The sequence below is a fragment of the Xanthomonas sp. GW genome (assembly GCF_014236815.1).
Lineage (GTDB): Bacteria > Pseudomonadota > Gammaproteobacteria > Xanthomonadales > Xanthomonadaceae > Xanthomonas_A.
Window position 1 is genome coordinate 2,752,223 of the sequence record NZ_CP051189.1, and the last position, 25,016, is coordinate 2,777,238.

Genomic DNA, 25,016 nt, shown 5'->3' on the forward strand with positions numbered 1-25,016 from the left:
ATCCGTGGCAGCAGCAGCCGACAAATCGAAGAAATCCGCCGACGCCAAAGAGGCCCCCGAGGGCGGCAAGTCGAAGAAGAAGCTGCTGATCATCGTCATCGCCGCGGTGCTGGTGCTGGGCGGCGGCGGCGCCGGCGCCTGGTTCTTCCTGAAGAAGCCCGATGCCGCGCACGGCAAGGCCGCGGCCAAGACCGCCGAGCTGCCCAAGCCGGCCCAGTATTTCGCGATGGACCCGGCGTTCGTGGTCAATCTCAACGGCAGCCCCGACGAGGGCCCGCACTACCTGCAGATGGAAGTGCAGCTGATGACCCGCGACCCGGAAGAGCTGAAGCTGATCACCGAGAATGCGCCGGCGATCCGCGCGCACCTGCTGATGCTGTTCTCGCAGGTGCAGGCGCAGGACATCGCCGACATCGCCGGGCGCAAGAAGCTGCAGGCCGCGGCACTGGCCGACGCGCAGAAGCTGATGACCGCCGAGACCGGCAAGAAGTGCGTGGAAGACCTGCTGTTCACCAGTTTCGTGACCCAGTAAGGCGCCGCCGCGATGACCGACCTGCTTTCCCAAGACGAGATCGATGCGCTATTGCATGGCGTCGATGCCGGTGCGGTGGACACCGGACCGGCGCCGCCGGCCCCCGGCGAAGCGCGCCAGTACGATTTCTCCAGCCAGGACCGGATCATCCGTGGGCGCATGCCGACCCTGGAGATGGTCAACGAGCGCTTCGCACGGCTGTGGCGGATCGGCCTGTTCAACCTGATCCGGCGCTCGGCCGACCTGTCGGTGCGCGGCATCGACCTGATCAAGTTCAACGACTACATGCACTCGCTGTACGTGCCGAGCAACCTGAACCTGATCAAGTTCAAGCCGCTGCGCGGCACCGGCCTGATCGTGTTCGAACCGACCCTGGTGTTCACCGTGGTCGACAATTTCTTCGGCGGCGACGGCCGCTACCCGACCCGCATCGAAGGTCGCGAATTCACCCCGACCGAGATGCGGGTGATCCAGCTGATGCTCAAGCAGACCTTCGCCGACCTGCACGAGGCCTGGGCGCCGGTGATGGAAGTGGACTTCGAGTACATCAATTCCGAGGTCAACCCGCACTTCGCCAACATCGTCACCCCGCGCGAGTACGTGGTGGTCAGCCGCTTCCACGTGGAACTGGAAGGCGGCGGCGGCGAGATCCACATCACCCTGCCGTACTCGATGCTGGAGCCGATCCGCGAGCTGCTAGACGCCGGCATCCAGAGCGACCGCGTGGACCGCGACGAGAGCTGGAACATCATGCTGCGCGAGCAGCTCAACACCGCCGAGGTCACCATCTCCAGCGTGCTGGCGCAGAAGCAGATGACCCTGCGCGAGCTGACCCGGCTGAAGATCGGCGACGTGCTGCCGATCGAGCTGCCCAAGCAAGTGCCGCTGTGCGTGGAGAACATCCCGGTGTTCACCGGCGAGTTCGGCATTTCCCGCGGCCAGAACGCCGTGAAGATCACTTCGACCCAACCCCCGGGCGCGCTGCGCCGCCGCCCCGCCCTTCAGGAAGACGCGTCATGAGCCAGAACGAAATCCCCGAGCCGGTCCCGGCCCAGTTCGACAGCCTGCAGCCGGAATCGGGCAGCGACAGCAACGAACTGAACCTGGACATGATCCTGGACGTGCCGGTGACGCTGTCGCTGGAAGTCGGGCGCAACCGCATTCCGATCCGCAACCTGCTGCAGCTCAACCAGGGCTCGGTGGTGGAACTGGAGCGCGGCGCCGGCGAACCGCTGGACGTGTACGTCAACGGCACCCTGATCGCGCATGGCGAAGTGGTGACGATCAACGACCGCTTCGGCGTGCGCCTGACCGACGTGGTCAGCCCCAGCGAACGCATCCGGAGACTGCGGTGAGCCTATTGCTCGCGGCCGCCACCCAGGCGGCCAAGTCCGCCTCGGGCGTCGGCAGCGCCGCGCCCTCGCCGCCCAGTTTGATCGGCGCGGTGTTCGCGCTGCTGCTGGTGCTGGGGCTGATCCTGGGCATGGCCTGGGTGCTCAAGCGCCTGCCCGGCAGCGGCTTCCGCCCGGCCGAAGGCCTGCGCGTGGTGGCCAGCCTGGCGGTCGGCGCCAAGGAGCGCGTGGTGGTGCTCGAGGTCAACGGCGAGCAGTTGCTGCTCGGCGTGTCGCCGGGCGGCGGGGTACGCACCTTGCATCGCCTGCCCGAGCCGCTGCCGCAAGCGCCGGCGCCGTCGCTGCCGAACCTCAAGCAGCTCAAGAACCTCCCCGATTTCGCCCAGTTGCTGGCGCAGAAGCTGCGCAAGGACAAATGATCATGCTGCCTCGTTGGAACCGTTATGCGCGCGGCCTGCGCCTGCTGCTGATCCTGCTGACGCTGAGCCTGCTGCCGGCGCTGGGCTGGGCCCAGGCCGCACCGGCCGCGCCCGCCGCGCCGGCCGCGCAGAACGCTGCCCCGACCCTGCCCTCGCTGCCGGAAGTGAACGTCGGCAAGGTCGGCGCGCAGCCGGTGAGCCTGCCGCTGCAGACCCTGCTGCTGATGACCGCGATCACCCTGCTGCCGTCGATGCTGCTGGTGCTGACCGCGTTCACCCGCATCACCATCGTGCTCGGCCTGCTGCGCCAGGCGATGGGCACCGGGCAGACCCCGTCCAACCAGGTGCTGATGGGCCTGGCGCTGTTCCTGACCGCGCTGGTGATGATGCCGGTATGGGAAAAGGCCTGGGGCCAGGGCATGAGCCCCTACCTCAACGGCCAGATCGACTTCCAGACCGCCTGGACCCTGACCACCCAGCCGCTGCGCGCGTTCATGCTGGCGCAGGTGCGCGAGGCCGATCTGATGACCTTCGCCGGCATGGCCGGCAACGGCACCTACAGCGGCCCCGACGCGATCCCGTTCCCGGTGTTGGTGGCCTCGTTCGTGACCTCGGAGCTGAAGACCGCGTTCGAGATCGGCTTCCTGATCTTCATCCCGTTCGTGATCATCGATCTGGTGGTGGCCAGCGTGCTGATGTCGATGGGCATGATGATGATGTCGCCGATGCTGATCTCGGCACCGTTCAAGATCCTGCTGTTCGTGCTGGTCGACGGCTGGGTGCTGACGGTCGGCACCCTCGCCGCCAGCTTCAACGGAGTCTGAGCCGATGAGTCCCGAACTGGCCCTGACCGAACTGCGCGGCGGCCTGATCACCGTGCTGTGGGTGGCCGGCCCGTTGCTGCTGTCGATGCTGGTGGTGGGCGTGGTGATCGGCGTGTTCCAGGCCGCCACCCAGCTCAACGAACCGACCATCGGCTTCATCGCCAAGGTCATCACCCTGACCGCGATGCTGTTCGCCACCGGCAGCATGCTGCTGGCGCACCTGGTCGAGTACACCACCATGCTGTTCCAGCGCATTCCGCATCTGATCGGCTAGCGGGACAGGAGCCCGACGGCAATGGATTCGGCAACGCAAATGGTCATCGATGGCCAGCAGGCCTTCGCGATGGTCGGGGCGATCCTGTGGACCATGCTGCGCATCGGCGCGATGCTGATGGCGATGCCGCTGGTCGGCACCCGCGCGGTGCCGGCGCGGGTGCGGGTGATGCTGGCGGCGACGCTGGCGATGGCGCTGGCGCCGCTGCTGCCGCCGGTGCCGGACTGGAACGGCTTCGATGCCGCGGTGGTGCTGAGCGTGGCGCGCGAACTGGCGGTCGGCGCGAGCATGGGCTTCATGCTGCGGCTGATCTTCGAAGCCGGCGCGCTGGCCGGCGAACTGGTCTCGCAGAGCACCGGCCTGGGTTTCGCGCAGATGGCCGATCCGCTGCGCGGGGTCACCTCCGGGGTGATCGGGCAATGGTTCTACCTGGCCTTCGGCCTGCTGTTCTTCACCGCCAACGGCCACCTGGCCGTGGTGCAGCTGCTGGTGGACAGCTACAAGGCGCTGCCGATCGGCAACGCGCTGCCGGACGCGCAGGCGATGGCCTCGGTGGCGCCGAACTTCTTCATGAGCATGATGCGCGGCGCGGTGACCCTGGCGCTGCCGGTGATGGTGGCGATGCTGGCGGTGAACCTGGCGTTCGGCGCGCTGGCCAAGGCCGCGCCGGCGCTGAACCCGATCCAGCTCGGCCTGCCGGTGGCGGTGGTGATCGGCCTGGCGCTGCTGGCGGTGCTGGTCGGCGAGATGGGGCCGCCGGTGCAACGCCTGTTCGATGCCGCCTTCGACGCCGCGCGCCAGGTCACCGCCTAGAATTTGCTGGCGCAAGCCCCGGGCCTTGAACCATTCAAGCCTCGGGCGACGGCGCCGATAGTCTCTTCAATGGTGTTGCACGTGCAGCACCCACCATCGCGCAGCGCCTTCCGGGGACGCCAGTCATCGCCGTGCCGAACAGCCACCTGCCGCTGTCGCCCTCCCCGTCGCGCGGCTTCGCATGGCGGCTCGCCGCGCTGCTCGCGCTGTGCGCCTGGGTCGGCGCCGCCGTGGCGCAGGAATACAGTTTCCGCGACTACGCGCAGGCCGACGGCCTGCAGGGCCTGAGCATTAATTGCCTGTACGCCGATCGGCACGGCGTGATCTGGGCCTGCACCGAGTTGGGCCTGCACCGCTACGAGCGCGAACGCTTCGAACAGGTCGGCAGCGATGCCGGCGTCGGCAGTCCGCTGGTCTATGCGATCGCCGAGGATCGCCGGCAACGCATGTGGGTCGGCGCGTCCAATGCGCTGTACGTCGGCGACGGACGCCGCTTCGCCGCCGTGCCCGGCGCCGACGGGCGACGCCTGCGGATCGACCAGGGGCAATCGCTGGCGGCGTTCGGCGACGCCATCGTCGCGCTCAACGACAAGCAGCCGCTGCGGATCTCCGCAGGCGCCGCCGGCGGCTGGCAGGTCGCACCGCTGCGCGCGGCCGACGGCGCGCCGCTGGCCGATGTCTCCAGCGTCACCGCAATCGGCGAGGCGCTGTGGCTGGGCTGCGGCCACCAGCTGTGCCGGCTGGACGCGCAAGGCGGCCTGCAGCGGCTCGGCCGTGCCGACGGCGTTCCCGACGACAACTGGCTGGCGCTGCTGCGCGACCGCGACGGCACGCTGTGGGCGCGCGGCATCCACCACGTGCTGGCCTGGCCGGCCGGCGCGGCGGGTTTCGCCGAACGCCCGCCGCCGCCGGGCAGCAGCCTGTCGACCATGGCGGTGGGCATCAACCTGGTCGAGGACGCCGCCGGCCGGGTACTGACCCGCAGCGATACCGGCGTGCTGCGCTGGGAAGCCGGGCACTGGCGCGCGTTCGAGCGCGCGCAGGGCCTGGGCGCGCTGGCGGCCAACATTTCCCCAATGCTCAGCGATCGCCAAGGCCGCCTGTGGATGGGCACCCGCGGCCGCGGCGTGCAGCGCTGGCTGGGCTATGGGCTGATCCAGCATTGGGAAGAACCGCAGGGACTGGCGACCGGGCCGACCTGGTCGATCCTGCGCAGCCGCGGCGACGGCCGCCTGTACGTCGGCAGCGAAATGGGCGCCAATGTGCTCGACCCCGACAGCGGCCGCATGCTGCCGCTGACCGACGGCGACGGGCAGGCGCTGCGGCAGACGGTGCAACTGGTCGATGCCGCCGACGGCACGCTGTGGCTGGGCCAGTCGTCCGGGCGGGTGTTGCGGCTGGACCGCGGCAGCGGCCGCATGCTCGAGCAGACCAAGGTGCTGTCGGCGATGAAATGCATGTTCTTCGACGATGCCGGCACCCTGTGGATCCTGACCACCCGCGGCCTGTTCCTGCTGCCGGCGGGCGAACGCAGCGCGCAGCCGGCGCGCGACCTGCCGCGCGACCAGTTCGTCGGCGGCGGCTACGATGCGCGCGGCCGCTTGTGGCTGGTCGGCAAGAACGGGCTGTACCTGCGCCAGGCGCAGGGCTGGCAGTCGATCCGCCTGCGCGGCCACGCCCTGCCGGATGCGGAGCTGGACAAGTTCAGCATCGGCGCCGGCGACGACGTCTGGCTGTCGTTCGGCGATGTCGGGGTCTGGCGCGGGCGTTTCGAGCCGCGCAGCGCCAGCGTGTCGCTGCGCAAGGTCGACGACCCGCTGCTGGCGCGGATCGTGCCCTACGTGCTGCGCCAGGACCGGCAGCAACGGCTGTGGGTCGGCAGCAGCCAGGGCCTGGACCTGTGGTCGGGCGGGCGCTGGATCCGGGTCACCCAGGCCGATGGCCTGCTGTGGGACGACACCTCCGAATCGGCGTTCTTCGAGGACAGCGACGGCTCGGTGTGGATCGGCAACAGCAAGGGCGTCAGCCAGATTCTGGAACCGGCACGGCTGTTCGCCGCGCGGCCGCTGCGCCTGCAGTTGCTGCGCGCCACCCGCGCCGGCAAAGCGGTCGTCGCCGGCGCGCAGTTGCCGTGGTCGCAGCAACCGATCGAATTCGCCTTCTCCGCCCCCGGCGCGGTCGGCGGCAGCGACACCATCGGCTTCCGCTACCGCCTCGAGGGCCTGCAGGAGCAATGGGCCAGCACCCAGCAGGCGCATCTGACCTACACCCTGCTCTCGCCTGGCCGCTACGCGCTGGAGGTGCAGGCGCTGGACGAACGCCAGCGCGCGCGCAGCAACGTGGTGCGCCTGGAGTTCACCATCCTGCCGCCGTGGTGGCGCAGCCCGCTGGCGTGGATGGCGTACCTGCTGGCGGCGGCATTGCTGCTGACCGTGGTCTGGCGCTGGCGGGTGAAACAGTTGATGGTGCGCGAGCGCACCCTGGCGCGGCTGGTCGCCGAGCGGACCCAGGAACTGGAGCACGACAAGCGCGAACTGGAGCAGGCGCGCGCCGCGCTGGCGCTGAAGTCGGTGCGCGACGACCTCACCGGCCTGCTCAACCGGGTCGGCATCCTCGACGCGCTGGCGGTGCAGATCCAGCGCTGCCGCAACGACGGCAGCCCGTTGGCGGTGGCGATGATCGATCTGGACCACTTCAAGCAGATCAACGACCAGCACGGCCATCTGATCGGCGATGCGGTGCTGGCGCGGGTCGGGCGGCGCATGAACGCGAACCTGCGCGGTGCCGACCTGATCGGCCGCTACGGCGGCGAGGAACTGCTGGCGGTGCTGCCGGGCCTGCTGCCGCCGGCGCAGAACCGGCTGCGCGCCCTGCACCAGGTGATCGGCGCCACCCCGTTCCTCACCGACGCCGGCCTGCTCGAGGTCACCGCCTCGATCGGCGTGGCCTGGTACCGCGAGGACGAGTCGGTGCAACAGTTGCTCAGCCGCGCCGACGACGCCCTGTACCGGGCCAAGCATGGCGGCCGCAACCGGATCGAATTGCATCTGGACCCGGCCCTGGGCGCCAGCGTGCCGCGCTGAGCGGCGCCGGCTCAAGCCCGGCCGCCGCGCTGCCGATAACAGACAGTGAGCTACGCGTCCCGCGTGTAGCGCCATGGCCGCCGGCCGCCGCGAACACGGCATGCAACCGTCGCTCTCCTTCTCCACTTCTTGCACGGTGCCGCACGCGATGTCGGATTTCCTGCCAGTCCCCGCCGATGACTGCCGCGGCGCACGCGGCGGCTGAGGGGGCCGGCATGCGCGCGCGCCGGCGCGGCCTGCAGTCGCTGCAGGCCCTGCTGCTGTGGCTGGCCGTGGAGCTGCTGGCGGCCGGGGTCGCCCGCGCGCAGTCGATTCCCTTGCGCCGCTACGCCCACGACCAGGGCCTGCTCGGCCTGGCCGACACCTGCCTGCTGCAGAGCGGCGACGGCAGCCTGTGGGTGTGTACCGAGAGCGGGCTGTACCGCTTCAATGGCCATCGCTTCGAACAGGTGCCGCTGCAGGGCCAGCGCGGCCATTCCATCAGCGCCGCGAGCGAGGACGCCGAGCACCGGTTGTGGGTGGCCACCTTCGACGCGCTCTACGTCGACGACGGCACCCAGCTGCGTCGGCTGAGCGCGCAGGAGACCGGGCCGCTGCACAAGAACAAGCTGCGCCTGGCCAGCACGCCCTGGGGCATGGTGCTGCTCAGCGGCCAGCAGGCGCTGCGCGCGGTGGCCGGCAGCGACGGACGCTGGCAGCTGCGGCCGCTGTTCGACGCGGCGACCCTGGCGCGGCTGCCGCAGCTCGGCAAGCTCGCCGCGGCGCAGAGCGAAGGCGACGATCTTTGGCTGGGCTGCGACCAGGCGCTGTGCCGGATCGCCGCCGATGGCTCGGTGACGGTCTACGGCCAGGCGCAGGGCCTGCCGCCCGATCGCTGGCGGCATGTCGTGCGCGACCGCGACGGCGCGCTGTGGCTGCGCGGCGACCAGCACGTGATGCAGTTGCCGGCCGCGGCCGAGCGTTTCGTCGCGCGGCCCCCGCCCGGGGTCGGCCTGCGCCAGGTGGGCGGCCAGACCCAGATCCTGCTCGATCCGCAGGGGCGCGTGCTGATCCGCACCGGCCAGGGCCTGGCGCGCTGGGAACACGACCACTGGCGCCAGTTCGACCGCGGCAACGGCCTGCCCGACGCCGGCATCCTGGTGCTGCTGTTCGACCGCGCCGGCGACCTGTGGATGACGGTGGACGGCGAAGGCGTGGTGCGTTGGAACGGCTACGGCTGGATCGAGAACTGGGACGTCTCGCAAGGCATGAGCACCGCGCCGACCTGGAGCATCCTGCGCAACGGCGACGGCGCGCTGCTGCTCGGCAACGAAGCCGGCATCAACCGCCAACGCCTTCCCGACCAGCGCTTCCAGCCCTGGCTGGCGGATGCCGGGTTGCAGGTCATCAGCCTGCAGAGCGCGGCGGACGGATCGCTGTGGAGCCTGGGCTCGCTGGGCGAGCTGCGCCACCACGACCGCCAGGGCCGCCTGCTGCGCAGCTATCCGCGCCTGGGCGCCACGATCAGACGGCTGTTTCTGGATGCCGGCGGCCGGATCTGGATCCTCTCCGCGGACGGCCTGTACCTGCTGCAGCGGCCGCAGTCCAACGACCTGCCGCAGCGGGTGCAGGCGCTGCCTGGCGGCGAGTACTCGGACATCCAGCAGCGCCGCGACGGCAGCCTGTGGCTGAGCGGCGCGGCCGGCGTGTTCCGGCTGCGCGGCAACACCTGGACCCCGATCCGGCTGCAGCTGGACGGCAAGCCGGCGCAGCCATGGGTCAGCAAGCTGCTGATCCAGGAAGATGGCCAGGTCTGGGCCGCGCTGTACAACCCGGGCGTGTGGCAGGGCCGGCTCGACGGCGACACCCTGCAGTTGCGGCCGAGCGTGCAGTCCGAACAGCGCGAGCTGCAGATCTACCTGATCCGACGCACCCGCAACGGCTGGATCTGGATCGGCCACAACCAGGGCGTGGACGTCTACGACGGCCGCCGCTGGTCGCGCCTGACCCAGTCGCAGGGACTGCTGTGGGACGACATCTCCGAATCGGCGTTCTTCGAGGACCACGACGGCTCGGTGTGGATCGGCACCAGCAAGGGCGTCAGCCACATCCTGGCCCCGCAACGCCTGTTCCAGGCCAACGCGCCAGGGGTGACGCTGAGCGAATTCAGCCGCGGCGGCCATCCGATCGCGGCCGGCGCGCGCCTGCCCTGGAACCAGGAGCCGCTGCACATCGAGGCCGGATCGCCGGACCTGTACGACGACCGCAACCGGGTCTCGCTGCGCTACCGCTTCGAAGGCGCGCATACGCAGTGGATCTACACGCCCAACTTCGAGATCGAGCATCCGCCGCTGGCGCCGGGCGCCTACACGTTCGAACTGCAACTGCTCGACGCCTACCGGCACAGCGCCTCGGCGCCGGTGCGGGTGGCGTTCTCGGTGGCGCCGGTGTGGTGGCGCAGCCAGACCATGCTGGCGCTGTACGCGCTGCTCGGCGGCGGGCTGGCGATCGCCGCGCTGCACTGGCGCGAGCGCCGCCTGCGCCAGCGCGAGCGCCACCTGGCCGAGCTGGTCGCGCTGCGCACCCAGGAACTGGAGCACGACAAGCGCGAACTGGAAATCGCCCGCGCCGCGCTGGCGGTGAAGGCCTCGCACGACTCCCTGACCGGCCTGCTCAACCGCGCCGGCATCCTCGATGCGCTGGCCGCGCAGATGCGCCACAGCCAGGCCGAGCAGCAGCCGCTGGCGGTGGCGATGATCGACCTGGACCACTTCAAGCGCATCAACGACACGCACGGCCACCTGATCGGCGATGCGGTCCTGACCAAGGTCGCGCAGCGCCTGAACGCCAATCTGCGCGAATCGGACCAGATCGGCCGCTACGGCGGCGAGGAACTGCTGGGCGTGCTGCCCGGACTGCCGCCCCCCTCCCACGAGCGCTTGCAGAACCTGCGCGTGGCGGTCTCCGGGCATCCGCTGCAAGTCGGCACGCAGCACCTGGCGGTCACCGCCTCGATCGGCGTGGCCTGGTACCGGCAAGGCGAGAGCCTGCAGCAACTGCTGGCCCGCGCCGACGATGCGCTGTACCGGGCCAAGCACCTGGGCCGCAATCGCGTGGAACTGCAGCAGGACTAGGCTGCGTCGACGCGGCGGAGCGCACCGCGGACCGGCCGTCCGGCGAACGGTACGGTCCTTGCAAGAGGCTGGGTTGAATCCCCTGCCCGGCGCGCCTCACCGTCATGTCCGAAAACGAAGAAGGCACCGAAAAAACCGAACAACCGACCGAAAAACGCCTGCGCGAGGCACGCGAGCAGGGCAACATCCCGCAGTCGCGCGAACTGGCGACGGCGGCGGTGTTCAGCGCCGGCATCTTCGCCCTGATGGGCATGTCCGGCTCGCTGGCGGCCGGCGCGGCGAACTGGATGAAGGCCGCGCTGCGCCCGGATCCGCGCCTGCACGACAACCCGGACGCGCTGTTCGGCCACTTCGGCGAATTGCTGCTGGGGCTGCTGTGGGTGACCCTGCCGCTGGTCGGCATCTGCGTGGCGGCCGGCTTCGTCGCGCCGATCCTGATGGGCAGCCTGCGCTTCTCCGGCGCGGCGCTGATCCCCAAGTTCGAACGGCTCAACCCGATGGCCGGGCTGTCCCGGCTGTACGGCCCGGAAAGCCTGGCCGAACTGTTCAAGTCGATGCTGCGCATGGGCTTCGTCGGCGGCGCCGCCGCCCTGTGCATCTCCAACAACGTGGACGGCCTGCGCAGCCTGATGCGGCAGCCGCTGGAGACCGCCATCGGCGACGGCCTGGGCTTCACCCTGCACCTGCTGCTGTACACCGCCGGCGCGCTGGCGCTGCTGGCCGCGATCGACGCGCCGTACCAGAAGTGGAACTACACCCGCAAATTGATGATGACCCGCGACGAAGTGCGCCGGGAAATGAAGGAGAGCGAGGGCAGCCCGGAGGTCAAGGGGCGCATCCGGCAGATGCAGATGCAGCTGTCGCAGCGGCGGATGATGGAGGCGGTGCCCAGCGCCGACGTGGTGGTGGTCAACCCCACCCACTACGCGGTGGCGCTGAAATACGAGAGCGGCCGCATGCGCGCCCCGACCGTGGTCGCCAAGGGCGTGGACGAACTGGCCTTCCGCATCCGCGAAATCGGCGAGCAGCACCGCGTCGCAGTGGTGTCTGCGCCACCTTTGGCACGCGCCTTGTATCGGGAAGGGCAACTCGGCAAGGAAATTCCCGTGAGACTGTATTCGGCGGTGGCGCAGATCCTCTCCTACGTGTACCAGCTGCGCGCCTGGCGCAGCGGGCCGATGCCGCCGTTGCCGCCGTTGGAGGTCGATGAATTCGCCCCGGGGAGCAAGCCGTGAGCCAGCCCGCCGCGCAAATGAACACGCGCAAGATGATGGACATGATCAAGCACGGCCTCGGCGCGCCGGTGATCGTGATGGCGATGCTGGCGATGGTCGTGGTGCCGCTGGCCGCGCCGGTGCTGGACGCCCTGTTCACCTTCAACATCGCGATCTCGCTGATGGTGCTGCTGGCGGTGGTCTATGTGAAGCGGCCGCTGGAGTTCAGCATCTTCCCGATCGTGCTGCTGATGACCACGATGCTGCGCCTGGCGCTGAACGTGGCCTCCACCCGCGTAATCCTGATCAACGGCCAGGACGGCCACGGCGCCGCCGGCAAGGTGATCGAGGCGTTCGGCCAGTTCGTGATCGGCGGCAACTACGCGGTCGGCATCGTGGTGTTCGCGATCCTGACCATCATCAACTTCGTGGTCATCACCAAGGGCGCCGGGCGCGTGTCGGAAGTGACCGCGCGCTTCATCCTCGACGCCATGCCCGGCAAGCAGATGGCGATCGACGCCGACCTCAACGCCGGCCTGCTGACCCGCGAAGAGGCCAAGGCCCGGCGCGAGGAGGTCCGCGAGGAAGCCGACTTCTACGGCTCGATGGACGGCGCCAGCAAGTTCATCCGCGGCGACGCCATCGCCGGCATCCTGATCCTGTTCATCAACCTCATCGGCGGCATGGCGGTCGGCGTCCTGCAACACGGCATGCCGGTAGGCCAGGCCGCGTCCACCTATACCCTGCTGTCGATCGGCGACGGCCTGGTGGCGCAGCTGCCGGCGCTGCTGGTGTCCTCGGCGGTGGCGATGCTGGTCACCCGCGCCTCGCGCTCGCAGGACATGGGCGCCTCGATGATGGGCCAGGTGTTCGGCCAGCACAAAGCGTTGGCGGTGGCCGCGGCGATCCTGGGCCTGGTCGGCCTGGTCCCGGGCATGCCCAACGTCGCTTTCTTGACGCTGGCGCTGATCCTGGGCCTGCTGGCCTGGAAAATGTGGAAGCGCAGCCTGCTGCCGGAAGAAGCCAAGCCGGATCCGGCGCAGCAGGCGGCCAGCGCCGGTGCGCAGGCCAACGCCGAACTGGGCTGGGACGAACTGCGCCCGATCGATCCGCTGGGCCTGGAGGTCGGCTACCGGCTGATCCCGCTGGTGGACAAGACCCAGGGCGGCGAACTGATGGCGCGGATCAAGGGCGTGCGCCGCAAGCTGACCCAGGACATCGGCTTCCTGATCCCGCCGGTGCACATCCGCGACAACCTGGAGCTGCCGGCCAACGCCTACCGCCTGCTGGTGCATGGGGTGCCGGTGGCCACCGCCGACATCCACCCCGATCGCGAACTGGCGCTGGACCCGGGCGGCGCGCTGGGCAAGATCGACGGCATCGCCGGCAAGGACCCCGCGTTCGGCCTGGACGCGATCTGGATCCAGCCGCACCAACGCGCCCAGGCCGAGACCATGGGCTACACCGTGGTCGACCCGGCCACGGTGATCGCCACCCACCTGTCGCACCTGATCCGCGAGCACGCCCCGGAACTGCTCGGCCACGAAGAGGTGCAGCAGTTGCTGGCCACGCTGGCCAAGAGCGCGCCGAAGCTGGTCGAGGACCTCACCCCGAAGGCGCTGCCGCTGTCGGTGGTGGTGCGCGTGCTGCAGAACCTGCTGATCGAGAAGATCCCGGTGCGGCAGCTGCGCAAGATCGTCGAGGCGCTGGTCGAACAGGCCCCGCAGAGTCAAGAACCCGGCGTGCTCACCGCCGCGGTGCGCAACGCGCTGGGCCGGTTCATCGTCCAGGAAATCTCGGGAATGTCGGCCGAACTGCCGGTGTACACCCTGGCCCCGCAATTGGAACGTGTCTTGCAAGACTCTACCCAAGGCAACGGTGCCGCGCTGGAACCCGGCCTGGCCGAGCGACTGCACCAGAGCCTGGCCGAATGCGTCAGCAAGCAGGAAGCGCGCAATGAACCGGCCGTGGTGCTGGTGCCGGCGCAAGTCCGCGCCGCGCTGGCCAGGCTGGTCCGCCACAGCGTCCCCTCGCTGTCGGTGCTGTCCTACAGCGAGGTACCGGAAGACAAGCGGCTGAAGCTGGTGGGAACGATTAGTTGAAGCCGGGACCCGGGACTAGGGACTCGGGACTCGGAAGCGCAACGGTCAGGAATCGGAATAGACAAAATGAATTCTCGCAAACACATCCACGTCCGAACGCCATCGCAAGGTGCGGCCTCCAAGCCCTTGCTGTTGCCGAGTCCCGCGTCCCGCGTCCCGAGTCCCGCTCCGAAGGTGCACGTATGAAAATCAAACGCTTCGTAGCCCCCGACATGCGCACCGCGTTCCGCATGGTCCGCGACGAGCACGGTCCGGATGCGGTGATCCTGTCCAACCGGCGCACCGACGAAGGCATCGAGATCGTCGCCGCCAGCAACTACGACGAAGCCCTGGTGCAGCAGGCGCTGGACGCGGCGCGTCCGGAAGAGGCGGCGCCGCGGCTGCAGGTGTCGGCGGCCAATCCGGCGCCGCGTGCGGCCAAGGCCGCCGCCAACCCGGCAATGGCGATGATGGCCGCGATCAGCGAGCGCCGTGCCCCGGCCGCCGCCATGGCCAACGCCGGCAGCACCGCGACAGTGGCGCAGGCCGCACCGGCACGGCCGCTGACCCAGCCCGCCGCGATCGCCGCCGAGGTGCCGGCCTGGCTCGAAGACATCGCCGCCGTGTCGCTGACCCCGGCCGCCGCGACTAGCGCCGCGAACGTCGTGCCGCTGCCGGCCGCCGCGCCTGCGGCCAGCGCCGGGATCCCGGCGCCGCCGACGCTGGCGCCGGTGGCCAGCTTCCCCGTCGCCCAGAACGACGAACAATTGACTCAGCTGCGCGACGAACTGGCGCTGATGCGGCAGATGATCGAGCGCGAGATGAACCGGCTCACCGACGAACGCCTGCGCGGCTCGCCGGTGCGCGCCCAGGCGCTGGAGCTGATGGACGACTACGGCTTCGACAGCGGCCTGACCCGCGACGTGGTGATGCAGATCCCCGCCGACCTGGAACTGCACCGCGGCCGCGGGCTGATGCTGGGACTGCTGTCCAAGCGCCTGCCGATCGCCCCGCTGGACCCGATCGAGGAAGGCGGCGTGATCGCCCTGATCGGCCCCACCGGCGCCGGCAAGACCACCACCATCGCCAAGCTGGCCTCGCGCTTCCTGGAGCGCCACGCCGCCCGCGACGTGGCCCTGGTCACCACCGACACCATCCGCGTCGGCGGCCGCGAACAGCTGCACAGCTACGGCCGCCAGCTCGGCATCGCCGTGCACGAGGCCGACAGCGACGCCGCCCTGCAGCAGCTGCTGGAGCGCCTGCGCGACTACAAGCTGGTGCTGATCGACACCGCCGGCATGGGCCAGCGCGACCGCGCCCTGGCCGCACAGCTGCACTGGCTGCGCGCCTCGCGAGTGGTCCGGTCCTTGCTAGTACTCCCTGCCAACGCTCATTTCTCCGACCTGGACGAGGTGGTGCGCCGGTTTGCCGGCGCCGATCCGCAGGGGGTGATCTTGACCAAGCTGGATGAAACCGGGCGGTTTGGCAGTGCCCTGTCGGTGGTCGCGGACCACCGGCTTCCCATCACCTGGGTGACCGATGGTCAGCGCGTGCCGGACGACCTGCACCGCGCCAACGCCGCCAGCCTGGTATTGCGCCTTGAAGATTTGCGGCGCGCTGCCGATAAGCCCTGTACTCCGGAGCAGAACCATGCCGTCGCGTGATTACGCCAATCTGACCAATGCCTTCCCCCTGTCGGCAACGCGCAGCGAACCGCTGGGCCCGGTGCGCACGATCGCCGTGACCGGCGGCAAGGGCGGCGTCGGCAAGACCAACATCTCGGTCAACCTGTCGATGGCGCTGGCCGACATGGGCAAGCGCACCCTGCTGCTGGACGCCGACCTCGGCCTGGCCAACGTCGACGTGCTGCTCGGGCTGACCCCCAAGTTCACCCTGGCCGACCTGGTCGCCGGGCGCTGCACCCTGGAAGAGGTGCTGATCGACATGCCCAACGGGCTGATGGTGGTGCCCGCCGCCTCCGGTCGCCGGCACATGGCCGAGCTGCCGCCGGCCCAGCACGTCGGCCTGGTCAACGTGTTCTCCGAGCTCAAGCGCGAGCTGGACGTGATGATCATCGACACCGCCGCCGGCATCACCGACAGCGTGCTGACCTTCTGCCAGGCCGCGCAGGACGCGGTGGTGGTGGTCTGCGACGAACCGGCCTCGATCACCGACGCCTACGCGCTGATCAAGGTGCTGTCGCGCGAACGCGGCGTGGACCGGGTGCAGATCGTGGCCAACATGGTCCGCGACCTCAACGAAGGCCGCCTGCTGTACGACAAGCTGAGCCGGGTGTGCGAGAAGTTCCTCGGCGACGTGTCGCTGAATTACCTGGGTTGCGTGCCGCAGGACGACTGGCTGCGCCTTGCCGTGCAGCGCCAGCAGCCGGTGGTCAAGGCCTACCCGTCCAGCCCGTCGGCGCAGGCGATCGCCGAGATCGCCCGCCGCACCTCGCGCTGGCAGGCGCCGACCGTGCCGCGCGGCAACGTCGAGTTCTTCGTCGAACGGATCATCCAGCGGGGGGTCGCCGCATGAACGCCGCCGCCCAATACCGCGCCGTGCAGCGCAACAGCTCCAACGACTACATCGCCCAGCATTCGGACCTGGTGCGGCGCATCGCCCACCACCTGGCGGCGCGACTGCCGGCCAGCGTCGAGATCGACGACCTGATCCAGGCCGGCATGATCGGCCTGATCGAGGCCTCGCGCAGCTACGACGCCGACCAGGGCGCCTCGTTCGAGACCTACGCCTCGATCCGCATCCGCGGCTCGATGATCGATGAGATCCGCCGCGGCGACTGGGTGCCGCGTTCGGTGCACCGCCGCGCCCGCGACGCCGCCTCGGCGATCCGCAAGATCGAGCAGAGCACCGGCCGCGCCGCCGCCGCCAACGAAGTGGCCGCGGCGATGGACATGCCGCTTCCCGAATACCTGCGATTGATGGAAGATGCCGCGCGCGGCCAGGTGCTGAGCCTGGAATCGCGGGTCGAAGACCACGGCGAACTGGACACCATCGCCAAGGGCGGGCCCAATCCGCAGCAGATGCTCGAGCGCAGCGAGTTCGGGCGCGAACTGGGCAAGGCGATCGCGCTGCTGCCCGAGCGCGAGCAGCTGGTACTGTCGCTGTACTACGAACAAGAATTGAACTTGAAGGAAATCGGCGCGGTGCTCGGTGTCAGCGAGTCGCGCGTCTGCCAGATCCACGGCCAGGCCACGGTACGCTTGCGCGGACGCTTGAAAGCGTTCGAAGCGGCAGACGCCGGCCTGGAAGACGAAGAATAAGACCCAAGGGAGTTAGCGGTGAACAAGAACATGCGGATTTTGATCGTGGACGATTTCTCGACGATGCGGCGCATCGTCAAGAATCTGCTCGGCGATCTGGGCTTCACCAACACTGCAGAGGCCGAAGACGGCAACAGTGCGCTGGCTGCGCTGCGCTCGGCACCGTTCGAGTTCGTGGTCACCGACTGGAACATGCCCGGCATGACCGGCATCGACCTGCTGCGCAACATTCGTGCCGACGACAAGCTCAAGCACCTGCCGGTGCTGATGGTGACCGCCGAGGCCAAGCGCGAGCAGATCATCGAGGCGGCGCAGTGCGGCGTGAACGGCTACATCATCAAGCCGTTCACCGCGCAGACGTTGCAGGAGAAGCTGGGCAAGATCTTCGAACGCCTGGGAGCGACCGCCTGATGCAAGCCACCGCCGAACGCAGCGCCCTGATCGAACGCCTGCAAGGTGCGCTGGACGCACTGGAGCGCGGCGACGAAACCGCCTGGCGCAAGGAAATCGACACGCTCGCCGCCTGGCGCACGCGGCCGATGATGCAGGGCCTGAGCCGGCTGGCGCGCGACCTGGGCCAGGCGCTCGGCGAGCTGCCGGTCATTCCCAGCGAAGCCGGCGAACTGGACGACGCCTGCTCACGTCTGGACCACGTGGTGGAGATGACCGAGAAGGCCAGCCACCGCACTCTGGACCTGGCCGAGGAATGCCGCGCGCTGGCCGAACAGCTGCGCGCCGGCGGGCTGACCGGCGACCAGGGCGAGATCCTCGACAAGATCCGCCACAACCTCACCGAGATGGCCCTGGCGCAGAGCTTCCAGGACCTGACCGGGCAGATCATCCGCCGCGTGGCGACCATCGTGCGCCGCGTGCACGAGGGCTTCGGCGCGCTCGGCCTGCCGCCGAAGGAAGACAAGAAGCCCGACGGCAGCCTGGCCGGCCCGGCGCTGGCCGGACTGGACCGCCACGGCGTGTCGCAGAACGACGCCGACGACCTGCTGTCCGGACTGGGGCTGTAATCCGATGAGCGCCGTCCCCGACGACATCGCTGCCGACTTCATCATCGAGGCCCAGGAAATCCTGGACCGGCTCGGCGAGCAGTTGGTGTCGCTGGAGCAGGCGCCCGAGGACAGCGACCAGCTCAACGCGGTATTCCGCGGTTTCCACACGCTCAAGGGCGGCGCCGGCTTTCTGGCGATCAACGCCATGGTCGAGCTGTGCCACGCCGCCGAGGACACCCTGGGCCAGGCCCGCGCCGGCCAGGCCACCTTGCAGGCACGGCACTTCGACGCCGCGCAGCAGTCGCTGGACTACCTGCAGTCGATGCTCGACGCGTTCGGCAGCGGCAGCGAACCGCCGCGCGCGCCGCAACAGCTGATCGCGCAGTTCGCCACCAGCGGCGAAGAAACCGCCGCGCCCAGCGCCAAGGCCGCCGTCGCCGCGCCGCTGCCCGCCGCGGGCGGCAACAGCGACATGATCGACGACGACGAATTCGAAGCGTTGCTCGACCAGTTGCACGGCGGCGCCGCGCCGGCCGCGCTGCCGGTACCGGCCGCCGCGCCGCGGCCGGCGCCGAGCGCCAAGCCCGCAGGTGCGCCGGCCAAAGCCGCCGAACCAGAACACACCGTGCGCGTGGACACCAAGCGCCTGGACGCGATCGTCAACCTGATCGGCGAACTGGTGCTGTCGCGCAACCGGCTCAAGACCCTGCGCGTGCGCCTGCGCGACGAAGAACTGGACCGCGCGGTCAGCAGCCTGGACATCGCCACCTCGCGCCTGCAATCGGCGGTGATGCGCACCCGCATGCAGCCGGTCGGCAAGGTGTTCTCTCGCTTCCCCAAGGTGGCGCGCGACGTCGCCCGCTCCCTGAACAAGGAAGTGGACCTGGAACTGATCGGCGCCGACACCGAACTGGACCGCAACCTGGTCGAGGCGCTGGCCGATCCGCTGGTGCATCTGGTGCGCAACGCGATCGACCACGGCATCGAGACCCCGGCGCTGCGCGAAGCCACCGGCAAGCCGCGCGGCGGCCACGTGCGCCTGTCGGCGCAGCAGGAAGGAGACTACGTCAGCATCGAAGTGCAGGACGACGGCGCCGGCATCGACCCCGAACGCCTGCGGCAGAAGGCGCGCGAAAAGGGCCTGATCGATCCGGAAGCCGCCGCGCGCCTGACCACCGAGGAATGCCTGCACCTGGTGTTCCTGCCCGGTTTCTCGACCAAATCCGAAGTCACCGACATCTCCGGCCGCGGCGTCGGCATGGACGTGGTGCAGTCGCGCATCCGCGAACTCAGCGGGCAGATCCAGATCCAGTCCGAACTGGGCCGCGGCAGCCGCTTCCTGATCCGCGTGCCGCTGACCCTGGCGATCCTGCCGACCCTGCTGGTGCAGGCCGGCGACACCGTCTATGCGCTGCCGCTGGCGCGCGTGGTGGAAGTGCTGCACGCGCCGCGCCGCGCGCTGGGCTGGTTCGACGGCCGCGCCGTGCTCGACCGGCAATCGCATACCTTGCCGCTGGTGGACCTGCGCCACTGGTTGAACATCGAAGCGCCGGAACTGCCGCTGCTGACCGTGGTGGTGCTGCAGGCCGGCGAATCGCGCATGGGCCTGGTCGTGGACCAGGTCCGCGGCCGCGAGGAAGTGGTGATCAAGCCGCTGCCGCGCGCACTGCGCGGCCTGCCCGGCTACGCCGGCGCGACCCTGATCGGCGATGGCCGGCTGGCGTTGATCCTGGATGTGGACGGGTTGAAGAGCTGATCGAAGGCCGGGATTGGGGAGTCGGGATTGGGGATTCGCAAAAGCGGGATCCCGCAGGCCGCCCGTCATCGCATCGCTCCTTGTAGGAGCGGCTTCAGCCGCGACCCGGTGATGCCGGGATTGGGGATTGGGGATTCGCAAAAGCGGCGCCTGTTGCCTTCCGACAGCTTTTTGCATGTCCTGCGGCCACCGCCACGCTGCACCGCGCCCGAAACTGCTGCCACAGCAACCCGACCAAATGTCGGCACCCGCGCTTTTACGAATCCCGAATCCCGAATCCCGGCCCCACCCCCATCAAGTCCCAAGCCCGCTGGCCGATACCTCCTGCATGGACAAACTCAGTCTCATTGGCTTGCTGTTGGCGATCGCCTCGCTGGTCGGCGGCAGCATCCTCAAGGGCGCCGGCGTTTCCGCGCTGTGGTCGCCGGCCGCGTTCGTGATCGTGATCGTCGGCACCGTCGCCGCGATCCTGGTGCATACCCCGCCGGCGGTGTTCAGGCGCGCGTTCCAGATCGCCAAGTGGATCCTGCATCCGCCGGCCAGCGATCGCCAGGCGCTGCTGCAGCAGATCGTGGAGTGGAGCAACATCGCCCGCCGCCAGGGCCTGCTCGGCCTGGAGAACCAGGTGCAGCAGCAGCCCGACCCGTTCGTGCGCAAGGGTTTGCAGATGCTGGTCGACGGGGTGGAGCCGGAATCGATCCGGCACATGCTGGAAATCGACCTCGACGGCCAGGAACACTGCGACCTGGCCGCGGCCAAGGTGTTCGAAGGCATGGGCATCTATGCGCCGACGCTGGGCATCATCGGCGCGGTGCTGGGCCTGATCGCGGTGATGAAGAACCTCGCCGACCCGAGCAAGCTCGGCCACGGCATCGCCGCCGCGTTCACCGCCACCATCTACGGCATCGCCTCGGCCAACCTGCTGTTCCTGCCGATGGCCAGCAAGCTCAAGAGCGTGATCAAGCACAGCAGCGGCGAGCGCGAAATGATCATCGAAGGGCTCATCGCCATCGCCCAGGGCGAGAATCCGCGCAACATCGAATCGAAGCTGGCCGGCTTCTTGCATTGACCCACCACTATGGCCCGCAAGCGTCAGCACGAAGATCACGTCAACCATGAGGCATGGGCCATCCCCTATGCCGATCTGATGACGTTGCTGCTCGCCTTCTTCGTGGTGATGTACGCGCTGTCCACGGTCAACGAGGCCAAGTACCGGGTCATGGCCGACGCGATGAGCACCGCCTTCGGCGGCGCGCCGCGGACGATGAGCCCGGTGCAGGTCGGCGATCACCTGATGCAGGGCCAGGGCGGCGCGCGCCCGACCCCGATCAAGTCCAGCCCGGCGCTGTCCCTGCCCGACCCGAACCGGCTGCCCTCGGCCTCGCCGCTGCGCTCGCCCAGCGCGCTGCGCGACGAGGACCAGCTGCGGCGTGCGCAACGCCAGCTCGACGGCATCGCCGACCGGCTCGGCGCCGCCCTGGCGCCGCTGATCCAGAAGAAGCTGATCACCGTGCGCCACGCCGGGCTGTGGATCGAAGTGGAGATCAACAGCGACATCCTGTTCGGCTCCGGCTCCGCGTCGCTGGACCAGAGCGCCCGCGCCACCCTGGCGCAGCTGGCGCAGGTGCTGGTGCCGGTGCCCAACGGCGTGCGCGTGGAGGGTTATACCGACAACAGCCCGATCGCCACCCTGCAGTTCCCGTCGAACTGGGAACTGTCGGCGGCGCGCGCGGCCAGCGTGGTGCACCTGTTCGCCGACCAGGGCCTGCAACCGTCGCGGCTGTCGATGATCGGCTACGGCGAGTTCCGCCCGCGTGCCGACAACGACAGCCAGGCCGGCCGCAACGCCAACCGCCGCGTGGTGCTGGTGATCCTGGCCGACGCCGGCGGTCCCGACAGCGGCAGCGACGCGGCGCCCATCGCCGCCACCGGCACGCCGTCGCCGCAAGACCGATTGACCGATACCGCCGGCGCCGCGCCGGCGACCCCGCTACATGCCGCCGCGGTGGCTGCCGGCCATGCCGGCCAGCCCCGCGCGGTACCTGCCGCCATTGAAGGAGTGAACTGATGCGCATCTGGGCGATTGCCAACCAGAAGGGTGGCGTGGGCAAGACCACCAGCACGCTGGCGCTGGGCCGTGGCCTGGCCATGCTCGGCCACCGCGTGCTGATGCTGGATCTCGATCCGCACGCCTCGCTGACCCGCGCCTTCGACGTGCCGCAGGATCCGCCGCCGAGCGGCGTGCTGGACCTGTTCGCCACGCCGCCGAGCGACCTGGCCGCACTGGCCCGCGACAGCGCCATCGAGCGCCTGAGCTACGTCTGCGGGCAGACCGCGCTGGCCACGCTGGAGCGGCGCAGCGCCAACCAGCCCGGGCTGGGCCTGGCGCTGCAGCAGGCGATGGCACGGCATGCCGGCCAGCACGACTACATCCTGCTCGATTGCCCGCCGACCCTTGGCCTGCTGATGATCAACGCGCTGGCCGCGGCCGACCGGGTGATCATCCCGACCCAGGCCGAGCCGCTGGCACTGCACGGCCTGGCCAGCATGGTTCGCACCGTGGACATGGTCGAGCGCTCGCGCCGCCGTCCCCTGCCCGCCTCGATCCTGCCGACCCTGTTCGACAAGCGTACCCGCGCCGGCAACGACACCCTCAAGCAGATGCAGGACAGCTACGGCGAGCGGGTCTGGGAAGACGCGATCCCGGTCGACACCAAGATCTGCAACGTCAAGGCGTTGACGGTGGCCGGCGTTCCGGGCGACTACCCCGGCCGCGGCCTGGCCGCCTACCGCCGCGCGCTGGAATGGTTGATCGCCAGCGACGCCGTGCCGATGGAGCAGGCCGCATGAACACGCCCGGGGTCATCGACGACTATCTGGAAGGCCTGCTGCACGACGTGATCGCCGAAGAGCGCGACGCCGAACGCCAGGCCACGCTCGCCGCGGCCAGCGCCGCACCGGCGCCGGAACCGGTGCGCGCCGTCGAGGCGCCCGCGCCGGTGGTCCCCTCCGCGGAGGAAATCGCCATCGCTGTACTGGCCGAAGCCGATTCCGATCCGGCCCTGGCCGGCATCATGTCGCAGCAGGCCCTGGCGCCTGCGCCGGCCGGCCCGACTCCGGAAGAACTTGCCGCCGCGGTCCTGGCCGAAGCCGACGCCGATCCGGCCCTGGCCGGCATCATGTCGCAGCAAGCACTGGCACCCAAGCCGGCTGGTCCCACCCCGGAAGAACTCGCCGCCGCGGTCCTGGCCGAAGCCGACGCCGATCCGGCCCTGGCCGGCATCATGTCGCAGCAAGCCCTGGCACCCAAGCCGCCGGCCGGCCCCACCCCGGAAGAACTCGCCGCCGCGGTCCTGGCCGAAGCCGATGCCGATCCGGCACTGGCCGGGATCATGTCGCAGCAAGCGCTGGCGCCCAAGCCGGCTGGCCCCACCCCGGAAGAACTTGCCGCCGCCGTGTTGGCCGAAGCCGACGCCGATCCGGCCCTGGCCGGGATCATGTCGCAGCAAGCCCTGGCGCCCAAGCCGGCTGGCCCGACCCCTGAGGAACTCGCCGCCGCGGTATTGGCCGAAGCCGATGCCGATCCGGCCCTGGCCGGCATCATGTCGCAGCAGGCGCCGTCCGCCGCCGAGCGCGACGCCGATCTGGAGGTGGTCGCGGCGATGGAGATGCAGCGCGCCGCCGCGCCGCCGCGCGACCTGGCCGCCGAAGACGATGCCGCCTCCGCACGCGCGACCAAGCGCCCGCCGATGGCGGTGCCGCCGGAACGCCGCGTCGAGGCCGAGCGCGCGCAGGCCGCGGGCGCGCGGCTGCCGCCCAACCTGCAGGCGTTCATGGCCCCGAGCACGCCGCACGAAGCCTCTCCGCACCAGCGCCGCGCGCCGGACCGCAGCACCCGCTGGCTGCGCCTGCGCTGCGGCGAACAGGCCTATGCGCTGGAACTGCTGAAGGTGCAGGAAGTGGTGCTGCCGGTGCCGCTGCTGGCGCTGCGCGGCACCCCGACGGCGATGCTGGGGATCATGAACCTGCGTGGCCAGGTGGTGCCGGTGATCGACCTGGGCATCCACCTGGGTGCCGCGCCGATCGAGATGGACATGCTGACCCGGGTGGTGGTGCTGGAAGAGAACGGCGAGACCCTGGGCCTGCGCGTGTCCGCGGTCGAGGACGTGGCCAGCCTCACCGACCAGCAGATCGAGCCGCCGGACAACGCCCGCATCTGCCGCATCTCCAACCACCTGTTCCGCGGCGTGGCGCGGCTGGGGCAGCAGCCGATGATCCTGCTCGACGCCGAGCAACTGCTGCACTGAACGCGTAAGGACAGGCGCGCCGTGCTTGCGCACGTGCGGGCCAAGACAGGCAAGAAAGGGAGCTTGTGTCGACAAGCACCCCGCAACGACGCAGTGCCGTGCGCCGCGCCCAGGCGCCGCGCTGCCCAACGGCCGCATGCGGAACGGCCCAACCTGGGCCCAAGCCGGCGGCAACGCACCACCACGGCGGCGGCCCGGCAACTGCCAACCCTGCCGCACTTTCCCGATGCGCCGCTAAAGCTTCCCGCGCATTGGCCGTTATCTGCCCTAGAACCATTCCGTGCGGAGCAATGATGAGCACAGTGACCCTTGGCGAAGATCTCGGCATCGAGACCAGCGCCGACCTGAAACAACGGCTGACCCCGTTCCTGGCGTCGGACGACGAGCTGCAGCTGGACGCCGGCGAGGTCCGCCGTATCCATACCGCATCCGTGCAGGTGCTGTGCGCATTCGTCGATGCACGTCGCAAGGACGGCAAGAGCACCGTGTTCGCAACCTGCAACGACACGTTCCGCGACGCGGCACGTCTGCTAGGGGTCAGCGCATCGCTGGGCCTTCCTGCAACCCCTGACAACCTGAAATCTGTGGAGAACGCCGCATGAGCGCACGTATCTTGGTGGTGGACGATTCGGCGTCGATGCGCCAGATGGTCTCCTTTGCCCTCACCTCGGCCGGTTTCGCGGTCGAGGAAGCCGAAGACGGCCAGGTCGCCCTCGGCCGCGCCCAGGGCCAGCGCTTCAACGCGGTGGTCACCGACGTCAACATGCCGAACATGGACGGCATCTCGCTGATCCGCGCGCTGCGCCAGCTGCCGGACTACAAGTTCACGCCGATGCTGATGCTGACCACCGAGTCGGCGGCGGACAAGAAGTCCGAAGGCAAGGCCGCCGGCGCCACCGGCTGGCTGGTCAAGCCGTTCAACCCGGAACAGCTGATCGCCACCGTCCAGAAAGTCCTGGGCTGATT

General features: G+C 69.6%; 23 protein-coding genes. All 23 read left to right on the forward strand.

Annotated features, from left to right (window positions below; all coding sequences use genetic code 11):
* The first annotated feature begins 4 nt into the window (after nucleotides 1–4).
* The 23 genes from HEP73_RS11895 (at nucleotide 5) to HEP73_RS12005 (ending at nucleotide 25,014) form a co-directional block, all read left to right on the forward strand.
* Nucleotides 5–532, forward strand: coding sequence for a flagellar basal body-associated FliL family protein (locus HEP73_RS11895; protein WP_185812923.1), 528 nt, complete (start codon nucleotides 5–7; stop codon nucleotides 530–532).
* 12 nt (nucleotides 533–544) lie between these two features.
* Nucleotides 545–1,552, forward strand: coding sequence for a flagellar motor switch protein FliM (fliM, locus tag HEP73_RS11900; protein ID WP_185812924.1), 1,008 nt, complete (start codon nucleotides 545–547; stop codon nucleotides 1,550–1,552).
* Nucleotides 1,549–1,887, forward strand: coding sequence for a flagellar motor switch protein FliN (gene fliN, locus HEP73_RS11905; RefSeq protein WP_185820164.1), 339 nt, complete (start codon nucleotides 1,549–1,551; stop codon nucleotides 1,885–1,887). Before fliM ends, fliN begins: the two co-directional genes overlap by 4 nt.
* Complete coding sequence (gene fliO, locus HEP73_RS11910; protein ID WP_185812926.1) at nucleotides 1,884–2,303, forward strand: flagellar biosynthetic protein FliO; 420 nt, start codon at nucleotides 1,884–1,886, stop codon at nucleotides 2,301–2,303. Before fliN ends, fliO begins: the two co-directional genes overlap by 4 nt.
* Before the next feature lie 2 nt (nucleotides 2,304–2,305).
* Nucleotides 2,306–3,127, forward strand: coding sequence for a flagellar type III secretion system pore protein FliP (fliP, locus tag HEP73_RS11915; protein WP_185820165.1), 822 nt, complete (start codon nucleotides 2,306–2,308; stop codon nucleotides 3,125–3,127).
* A 4-nt stretch (nucleotides 3,128–3,131) separates the two neighbouring features.
* On the forward strand, nucleotides 3,132–3,401 hold the full coding sequence (locus HEP73_RS11920) for a flagellar biosynthetic protein FliQ (protein WP_185812928.1): 270 nt from the start codon (nucleotides 3,132–3,134) through the stop codon (nucleotides 3,399–3,401).
* Nucleotides 3,402–3,422: 21 nt separating this feature from the next.
* Nucleotides 3,423–4,214, forward strand: a complete 792-nt coding sequence (gene fliR / locus HEP73_RS11925) for a flagellar biosynthetic protein FliR (RefSeq protein ID WP_185812929.1) — start codon at nucleotides 3,423–3,425, stop codon at nucleotides 4,212–4,214.
* 131 nt (nucleotides 4,215–4,345) lie between these two features.
* The gene (locus HEP73_RS11930) at nucleotides 4,346–7,297 is read left to right on the forward strand and encodes a ligand-binding sensor domain-containing diguanylate cyclase (protein ID WP_255423477.1); all 2,952 of its coding nucleotides are present in this window, start codon (nucleotides 4,346–4,348) and stop codon (nucleotides 7,295–7,297) included.
* 215 nt (nucleotides 7,298–7,512) lie between these two features.
* Nucleotides 7,513–10,410: a ligand-binding sensor domain-containing diguanylate cyclase gene (locus HEP73_RS11935; protein WP_255423478.1), complete on the forward strand. Its 2,898-nt coding sequence runs from the start codon at nucleotides 7,513–7,515 to the stop codon at nucleotides 10,408–10,410.
* A gap of 104 nt (nucleotides 10,411–10,514) precedes the next feature.
* Nucleotides 10,515–11,645 carry a flagellar biosynthesis protein FlhB gene (flhB, locus tag HEP73_RS11940; RefSeq protein WP_185812931.1) on the forward strand — a complete coding sequence of 377 codons (1,131 nt, stop codon included), beginning with the start codon at nucleotides 10,515–10,517 and terminating at the stop codon, nucleotides 11,643–11,645.
* A 17-nt stretch (nucleotides 11,646–11,662) separates the two neighbouring features.
* Complete coding sequence (flhA, locus tag HEP73_RS11945; RefSeq protein ID WP_185816590.1) at nucleotides 11,663–13,726, forward strand: flagellar biosynthesis protein FlhA; 2,064 nt, start codon at nucleotides 11,663–11,665, stop codon at nucleotides 13,724–13,726.
* A gap of 182 nt (nucleotides 13,727–13,908) precedes the next feature.
* Nucleotides 13,909–15,369, forward strand: a complete 1,461-nt coding sequence (flhF, locus tag HEP73_RS11950; protein WP_185820167.1) for a flagellar biosynthesis protein FlhF — start codon at nucleotides 13,909–13,911, stop codon at nucleotides 15,367–15,369.
* Nucleotides 15,356–16,240, forward strand: coding sequence for a MinD/ParA family ATP-binding protein (locus HEP73_RS11955; protein WP_179564490.1), 885 nt, complete (start codon nucleotides 15,356–15,358; stop codon nucleotides 16,238–16,240). The genes flhF and HEP73_RS11955 overlap by 14 nt, the downstream gene beginning before the upstream one ends.
* A complete protein-coding gene (locus tag HEP73_RS11960) occupies nucleotides 16,237–16,986 on the forward strand; it encodes an RNA polymerase sigma factor FliA (RefSeq protein ID WP_185812932.1) in 750 nt (249 codons plus the stop codon). The genes HEP73_RS11955 and HEP73_RS11960 overlap by 4 nt, the downstream gene beginning before the upstream one ends.
* A gap of 18 nt (nucleotides 16,987–17,004) precedes the next feature.
* Nucleotides 17,005–17,397, forward strand: a complete 393-nt coding sequence (gene cheY / locus HEP73_RS11965; protein ID WP_010341542.1) for a chemotaxis response regulator CheY — start codon at nucleotides 17,005–17,007, stop codon at nucleotides 17,395–17,397.
* Nucleotides 17,397–18,005 carry a protein phosphatase CheZ gene (locus HEP73_RS11970; RefSeq protein ID WP_185812933.1) on the forward strand — a complete coding sequence of 203 codons (609 nt, stop codon included), beginning with the start codon at nucleotides 17,397–17,399 and terminating at the stop codon, nucleotides 18,003–18,005. The genes cheY and HEP73_RS11970 overlap by 1 nt, the downstream gene beginning before the upstream one ends.
* Before the next feature lie 4 nt (nucleotides 18,006–18,009).
* A complete protein-coding gene (locus HEP73_RS11975; protein ID WP_185812934.1) occupies nucleotides 18,010–19,743 on the forward strand; it encodes a chemotaxis protein CheA in 1,734 nt (577 codons plus the stop codon).
* A gap of 328 nt (nucleotides 19,744–20,071) precedes the next feature.
* Nucleotides 20,072–20,812, forward strand: coding sequence for a flagellar motor protein (locus HEP73_RS11980; protein ID WP_185812935.1), 741 nt, complete (start codon nucleotides 20,072–20,074; stop codon nucleotides 20,810–20,812).
* A gap of 9 nt (nucleotides 20,813–20,821) precedes the next feature.
* Complete coding sequence (motD, locus tag HEP73_RS11985; protein WP_185820168.1) at nucleotides 20,822–21,811, forward strand: flagellar motor protein MotD; 990 nt, start codon at nucleotides 20,822–20,824, stop codon at nucleotides 21,809–21,811.
* The gene (locus HEP73_RS11990) at nucleotides 21,811–22,593 is read left to right on the forward strand and encodes a ParA family protein (RefSeq protein ID WP_185820169.1); all 783 of its coding nucleotides are present in this window, start codon (nucleotides 21,811–21,813) and stop codon (nucleotides 22,591–22,593) included. Before motD ends, HEP73_RS11990 begins: the two co-directional genes overlap by 1 nt.
* Complete coding sequence (locus HEP73_RS11995; protein WP_185820170.1) at nucleotides 22,590–24,050, forward strand: chemotaxis protein CheW; 1,461 nt, start codon at nucleotides 22,590–22,592, stop codon at nucleotides 24,048–24,050. The genes HEP73_RS11990 and HEP73_RS11995 overlap by 4 nt, the downstream gene beginning before the upstream one ends.
* A 293-nt stretch (nucleotides 24,051–24,343) precedes the next feature.
* Nucleotides 24,344–24,652, forward strand: a complete 309-nt coding sequence (locus tag HEP73_RS12000) for an STAS domain-containing protein (RefSeq protein ID WP_074375519.1) — start codon at nucleotides 24,344–24,346, stop codon at nucleotides 24,650–24,652.
* On the forward strand, nucleotides 24,649–25,014 hold the full coding sequence (locus HEP73_RS12005; RefSeq protein ID WP_003470902.1) for a response regulator: 366 nt from the start codon (nucleotides 24,649–24,651) through the stop codon (nucleotides 25,012–25,014). Before HEP73_RS12000 ends, HEP73_RS12005 begins: the two co-directional genes overlap by 4 nt.
* Nucleotides 25,015–25,016 lie beyond the last annotated feature (2 nt).

What these genes read in the sequence shown, in the direction of transcription:
- fliP (WP_185820165.1), top strand. Translation starts at nt 2,306, where the DNA reads ATGCTGCCTCGTTGGAACCGTTATGCGCGCGGCCTGCGCCTGCTGCTG.
- flhF (WP_185820167.1), top strand. Translation starts at nt 13,909, where the DNA reads ATGAAAATCAAACGCTTCGTAGCCCCCGACATGCGCACCGCGTTCCGC.
- fliM (WP_185812924.1), top strand. Translation starts at nt 545, where the DNA reads ATGACCGACCTGCTTTCCCAAGACGAGATCGATGCGCTATTGCATGGC.
- HEP73_RS11960 (WP_185812932.1), top strand. Translation starts at nt 16,237, where the DNA reads ATGAACGCCGCCGCCCAATACCGCGCCGTGCAGCGCAACAGCTCCAAC.
- HEP73_RS12005 (WP_003470902.1), top strand. Translation starts at nt 24,649, where the DNA reads ATGAGCGCACGTATCTTGGTGGTGGACGATTCGGCGTCGATGCGCCAG.
- HEP73_RS11980 (WP_185812935.1), top strand. Translation starts at nt 20,072, where the DNA reads ATGGACAAACTCAGTCTCATTGGCTTGCTGTTGGCGATCGCCTCGCTG.
- flhB (WP_185812931.1), top strand. Translation starts at nt 10,515, where the DNA reads ATGTCCGAAAACGAAGAAGGCACCGAAAAAACCGAACAACCGACCGAA.
- flhA (WP_185816590.1), top strand. Translation starts at nt 11,663, where the DNA reads ATGAACACGCGCAAGATGATGGACATGATCAAGCACGGCCTCGGCGCG.
- HEP73_RS11935 (WP_255423478.1), top strand. Translation starts at nt 7,513, where the DNA reads ATGCGCGCGCGCCGGCGCGGCCTGCAGTCGCTGCAGGCCCTGCTGCTG.
- fliR (WP_185812929.1), top strand. Translation starts at nt 3,423, where the DNA reads ATGGATTCGGCAACGCAAATGGTCATCGATGGCCAGCAGGCCTTCGCG.
- HEP73_RS11975 (WP_185812934.1), top strand. Translation starts at nt 18,010, where the DNA reads ATGAGCGCCGTCCCCGACGACATCGCTGCCGACTTCATCATCGAGGCC.
- HEP73_RS11970 (WP_185812933.1), top strand. Translation starts at nt 17,397, where the DNA reads ATGCAAGCCACCGCCGAACGCAGCGCCCTGATCGAACGCCTGCAAGGT.
- HEP73_RS11990 (WP_185820169.1), top strand. Translation starts at nt 21,811, where the DNA reads ATGCGCATCTGGGCGATTGCCAACCAGAAGGGTGGCGTGGGCAAGACC.
- HEP73_RS12000 (WP_074375519.1), top strand. Translation starts at nt 24,344, where the DNA reads ATGAGCACAGTGACCCTTGGCGAAGATCTCGGCATCGAGACCAGCGCC.
- HEP73_RS11920 (WP_185812928.1), top strand. Translation starts at nt 3,132, where the DNA reads ATGAGTCCCGAACTGGCCCTGACCGAACTGCGCGGCGGCCTGATCACC.
- HEP73_RS11995 (WP_185820170.1), top strand. Translation starts at nt 22,590, where the DNA reads ATGAACACGCCCGGGGTCATCGACGACTATCTGGAAGGCCTGCTGCAC.
- motD (WP_185820168.1), top strand. Translation starts at nt 20,822, where the DNA reads ATGGCCCGCAAGCGTCAGCACGAAGATCACGTCAACCATGAGGCATGG.
- fliN (WP_185820164.1), top strand. Translation starts at nt 1,549, where the DNA reads ATGAGCCAGAACGAAATCCCCGAGCCGGTCCCGGCCCAGTTCGACAGC.
- HEP73_RS11955 (WP_179564490.1), top strand. Translation starts at nt 15,356, where the DNA reads ATGCCGTCGCGTGATTACGCCAATCTGACCAATGCCTTCCCCCTGTCG.